The 5,397-nt window shown below is 54.8% G+C and carries 2 tRNA genes and 3 rRNA genes; all 5 read left to right on the top strand.

Annotated elements, in window-relative coordinates:
* Positions 1-258: 258 nt before the first annotated feature.
* The 5 genes from IEX75_RS23985 (at position 259) to rrf (ending at position 5,348) form a co-directional block, all read left to right on the top strand.
* Positions 259-1,799: ribosomal RNA gene (locus tag IEX75_RS23985) — 16S ribosomal RNA — on the top strand.
* Positions 1,800-1,883: 84 nt separating this feature from the next.
* A tRNA-Ile gene (locus tag IEX75_RS23980) sits at positions 1,884-1,960 on the top strand.
* A 13-nt stretch (positions 1,961-1,973) separates the two neighbouring features.
* Positions 1,974-2,049: transfer RNA gene (locus IEX75_RS23975), tRNA-Ala, on the top strand.
* A 187-nt stretch (positions 2,050-2,236) separates the two neighbouring features.
* Positions 2,237-5,115 (top strand): 23S ribosomal RNA (locus IEX75_RS23970).
* Between the two features lie 120 nt (positions 5,116-5,235).
* A 5S ribosomal RNA gene (gene rrf / locus IEX75_RS23965) occupies positions 5,236-5,348 on the top strand.
* Together the 16S, 23S and 5S rRNA genes with 2 tRNA genes alongside form the textbook arrangement of a ribosomal RNA operon.
* The last annotated feature ends 49 nt before the right edge of the window (positions 5,349-5,397 follow it).

The following is a 5,397-nucleotide window of genomic DNA, read 5'->3' as shown; positions in this document are numbered from 1 at the left end:
GGGTGTTGACGGAAGCGTTAAGGGATGTAGAATGGGCGGCTCACCCGGGACGAAATGCTTCGGGGCGATCTTCAAGAGAAGGTTGCAAGTGATTGATCTTTGACAGTGTGCGCAGGTGACTTGTGTGGGCGCCTTGCGGTGGAAGCGACAGCTGTCCACAAATGCAAGCGTCTAACCTAAGAGTCAATTCAAAAGCTTGACGTTTTAAGGTTAGGACCAACGCTTCAGAAAGATAGATGACTTTGGTCATCGAAAACTTAAGTGAAGAGTTTGATCCTGGCTCAGATTGAACGCTGGCGGCATGCCTAACACATGCAAGTCGAACGGCAGCACAGGTAGCAATACCGGGTGGCGAGTGGCGGACGGGTGAGGAATACATCGGGACCTGCCCAGACGTGGGGGATAACGTAGGGAAACTTACGCTAATACCGCATACGTCCTACGGGAGAAAGCGGGGGATCTTCGGACCTCGCGCGGTTGGATGGACCGATGTTCGATTAGCTAGTTGGTGAGGTAATGGCTCACCAAGGCGACGATCGATAGCTGGTCTGAGAGGATGATCAGCCACACTGGGACTGAGACACGGCCCAGACTCCTACGGGAGGCAGCAGTGGGGAATATTGGACAATGGGCGCAAGCCTGATCCAGCAATGCCGCGTGTGTGAAGAAGGCCTTCGGGTTGTAAAGCACTTTTATCAGGAGCGAAATACTACCGGCTAATACCCGGTGGGGCTGACGGTACCTGAGGAATAAGCACCGGCTAACTTCGTGCCAGCAGCCGCGGTAATACGAAGGGTGCAAGCGTTAATCGGAATTACTGGGCGTAAAGCGTGCGTAGGCGGTCTTTTAAGTCTGCTGTGAAATCCCCGGGCTCAACCTGGGAATGGCAGTGGATACTGGGAGGCTAGAGTGTGAGAGAGGATGGTGGAATTCCCGGTGTAGCGGTGAAATGCGTAGAGATCGGGAGGAACATCAGTGGCGAAGGCGGCCATCTGGCTCAACACTGACGCTGAGGCACGAAAGCGTGGGGAGCAAACAGGATTAGATACCCTGGTAGTCCACGCCCTAAACGATGCGAACTGGATGTTGGTCTCAACTCGGAGATCAGTGTCGAAGCTAACGCGTTAAGTTCGCCGCCTGGGGAGTACGGTCGCAAGACTGAAACTCAAAGGAATTGACGGGGGCCCGCACAAGCGGTGGAGTATGTGGTTTAATTCGATGCAACGCGAAGAACCTTACCTGGCCTTGACATGTCTGGAATCCTGCAGAGATGCGGGAGTGCCTTCGGGAACCAGAACACAGGTGCTGCATGGCTGTCGTCAGCTCGTGTCGTGAGATGTTGGGTTAAGTCCCGCAACGAGCGCAACCCTTGTCCTTAGTTGCCAGCACGTAAAGGTGGGAACTCTAAGGAGACTGCCGGTGACAAACCGGAGGAAGGTGGGGATGACGTCAAGTCATCATGGCCCTTACGGCCAGGGCTACACACGTACTACAATGGTCGGTACAGAGGGTTGCGAGACCGCGAGGTGGAGCCAATCCCAGAAAGCCGATCCCAGTCCGGATCGAAGTCTGCAACTCGACTTCGTGAAGTCGGAATCGCTAGTAATCGCAGATCAGCTATGCTGCGGTGAATACGTTCCCGGGCCTTGTACACACCGCCCGTCACACCATGGGAGTGAGTTGCTCCAGAAGCCGTTAGCCTAACCGCAAGGGGGGCGACGACCACGGAGTGGTTCATGACTGGGGTGAAGTCGTAACAAGGTAGCCGTATCGGAAGGTGCGGCTGGATCACCTCCTTTCGAGATAGACAGCGGCTCTGCCGCAAGACGTCCACACAAGACACCTGCACATCCACGAAGGCCATAAGGCCGAGAAAGCTTTATGGGTCTGTAGCTCAGGTGGTTAGAGCGCACCCCTGATAAGGGTGAGGCCGGTGGTTCGAGTCCTCCCAGACCCACCACTTAGGAACACCTGGGGCCATAGCTCAGCTGGGAGAGCACCTGCTTTGCAAGCAGGGGGTCGTCGGTTCGATCCCGACTGGCTCCACCAGTTTGATGGATGTGTAGCGCACACAAAAGATTTAGAAACGGAACGGCGCTGAGGCCGTTATCGTGTTCTTTGAAAATGTAAACGAGTGACAAGCGTCTTGGTTTTGAACTGAACCGAGATGTGTCGTTGAGGCAAACGACGAATGCGTTGTTTGGGTATATAGCTCTGAGGCGACTTGGGGTTATATGGTCAAGCGACCAAGCGTATACGGTGGATGCCTTGGCAGTCAGAGGCGATGAAGGACGTGGCAGCCTGCGAAAAGTGTCGGGGAGCTGGCAACAAGCTTTGATCCGGCAATGTCCGAATGGGGAAACCCACTCCGTAAGGAGTATCACTCAGTGAATACATAGCTGAGCGAAGCGAACCTAGGGAACTGAAATATCTAAGTACCTAGAGGAAAAGAAATCAACCGAGATTCCCTCAGTAGCGACGAGCGAACGGGGAGTAGCCCAAAAGTGCATCATGTTTTAGCCGAACGATCTGGAAAGATCGGCCGTAGCAGGTGATAGCCCTGTAGGCGAAAAGGCACGGTGCATGAAATTGAGTAAGGCGAGGCACGAGAAACCTTGTCTGAACATGGGGGGACCATCCTCCAAGGCTAAATACTCCTGACTGACCGATAGCGAACAAGTACCGTGAGGGAAAGGCGAAAAGAACCCCGGAGAGGGGAGTGAAATAGACCCTGAAACCGTATACGTACAAGCAGTGGAAGCCCGCAAGGGTGACTGCGTACCTTTTGTATAATGGGTCAGCGACTTACTGTCAGTGGCGAGCTTAACCGTATAGGGGAGGCGAAGGGAAACCGAGTCTGAATAGGGCGAATAGTCTCTGGCAGTAGACCCGAAACCGAGTGATCTAGCCTTGGCCAGGTTGAAGGTGCGGTAACACGCACTGGAGGACCGAACCCACATCTGTTGCAATAGATGGGGATGAGCTGAGGCTAGGAGTGAAAGGCTAAACAAACTCGGAGATAGCTGGTTCTCCTCGAAAGCTATTTAGGTAGCGCCTCGTATGAATCTTCCTGGGGGTAGAGCACTGTTATGGCTAGCGGGCCATCGCGGCTTAGTAAACCATGGCAAACTCCGAATACCAGGACAGACTGTACGGGAGACACACGGCGGGTGCTAACGTCCGTCGTGAAAAGGGAAACAACCCAGACCCGCAGCTAAGGTCCCCAAGTTCATGCTAAGTGGAAAACGATGTGGAAAGGCATAGACAGCCAGGAGGTTGGCTTAGAAGCAGCCACCCTTTAAAGAAAGCGTAATAGCTCACTGGTCGAGTCGGTCTGCGCGGAAGATTTAACGGGGCTAAGCATGACACCGAAGCTCGGGGTGCACACGCAAGTGTGCGCGGTAGAGGAGCGTTCTGTACGCCTGCGAAGGTGTGTCGAGAGGCATGCTGGAGGTATCAGAAGTGCGAATGCTGACATGAGTAACGATAATGCGGGTGAAAAGCCCGCACGCCGAAAGCCCAAGGTTTCCTCGCGCAACGTTCATCGGCGCAGGGTGAGTCGGCCCCTAAGGCGAGGCAGAAATGCGTAGTCGATGGGAAGCTGGTTAATATTCCAGCACTGGACTGTAGTGCGATGTGGGGACGGAGAAGGTTAGGTCTACCGGGCGTTGGTTGTCCCGGGGAAAGGCGGTAGGTGGGATGCTTAGGCAAATCCGGGCATCCATACACCGAGCACCGAGACGAGCCCTTATTGGGTGAAGTGACTGAGACCACGCTTCCAGGAAAAGCCACTAAGCTTCAGCTACAGCCAACCGTACCGTAAACCGACACTGGTAGGCAGGGTGAGAATCCCAAGGCGCTTGAGAGAACTCGGGTGAAGGAACTAGGCAAAATGGCACCGTAACTTCGGGAGAAGGTGCGCCCGCCGGTGTGGTCACATGCGTGACTGAGCACTAGCGGGTCGCAGTAACCTGGCCGCTGCGACTGTTTATCAAAAACACAGCACTCTGCAAACACGAAAGTGGACGTATAGGGTGTGACGCCTGCCCGGTGCTGGAAGGTTAATTGATGGGGTCAGCCGCAAGGCGAAGCTCTTGATCGAAGCCCCAGTAAACGGCGGCCGTAACTATAACGGTCCTAAGGTAGCGAAATTCCTTGTCGGGTAAGTTCCGACCTGCACGAATGGCGTAACGACAGCGGCGCTGTCTCCACCCGAGACTCAGTGAAATTGAAATCGCTGTGAAGATGCAGCGTTCCCGCGGCAAGACGGAAAGACCCCGTGAACCTTTACTATAGCTTTACACTGAACGTTGAGTTCTTCTGTGTAGGATAGGTGGGAGGCTATGAAACCAGGACGCTAGTCTTGGTGGAGCCAACCTTGAAATACCACCCTGAAGTGCTTGACGTTCTAACCTAGGTCCGTAATCCGGATCGGGGACCGTGTATGGTGGGTAGTTTGACTGGGGCGGTCTCCTCCCAAAGCGTAACGGAGGAGCACGAAGGTACGCTCAGCGCGGTCGGACATCGCGCACTGTGTGCAAAGGCATAAGCGTGCTTGACTGCAAGATCGACGGATCAAGCAGGTACGAAAGTAGGTCTTAGTGATCCGGTGGTTCTGTATGGAAGGGCCATCGCTCAACGGATAAAAGGTACTCCGGGGATAACAGGCTGATACCGCCCAAGAGTTCATATCGACGGCGGTGTTTGGCACCTCGATGTCGGCTCATCACATCCTGGGGCTGTAGCCGGTCCCAAGGGTATGGCTGTTCGCCATTTAAAGTGGTACGCGAGCTGGGTTCAGAACGTCGTGAGACAGTTCGGTCCCTATCTGTCGTGGGCGTTGGAGATTTGAGGGGGGCTGCTCCTAGTACGAGAGGACCGGAGTGGACGTTCCGCTGGTGTTCGGGTTGTCATGCCCATGGCATTGCCCGGTAGCTACGAACGGAAGTGATAACCGCTGAAAGCATCTAAGCGGGAAGCACGCCCCAAGATGAGATCTCCCGAGACACAAGTCTCCTTAAGGCACCATCAAGACTAGGTGGTTGATAGGCGCGATGTGGACGTGCAGCAATGCATTGAGCTAACGCGTACTAATGCGCCGTGCGGCTTGACCATATAACCCCAAGACGCTTCGTGGCACTGTCCAACGAAACATCTCGACGAACTTCACCAGACGCTTGTCACTCGTTTACCCCTTTGCGGAGCCGGCGCTAACAGCGCTGCTCCCACCCCTTCCCTGGCGGCTATAGCGCTGTGGCCCCACCCGATCCCATCCCGAACTCGGAAGTGAAACGCAGCTGCGCCGATGGTAGTGTGGACTTCCATGCAAGAGTAGGTCACCGCCAGGGGCTTTATCCTAAAAACGCCTTCCCGTTGGGGAAGGCGTTTTGCTTTAGG

Origin of the sequence: Dyella nitratireducens, assembly GCF_014642835.1 — a bacterium.
Lineage (GTDB): Bacteria > Pseudomonadota > Gammaproteobacteria > Xanthomonadales > Rhodanobacteraceae > Dyella_B > Dyella_B nitratireducens.
This window is presented reverse-complemented; position numbering and strand designations above follow the sequence as displayed.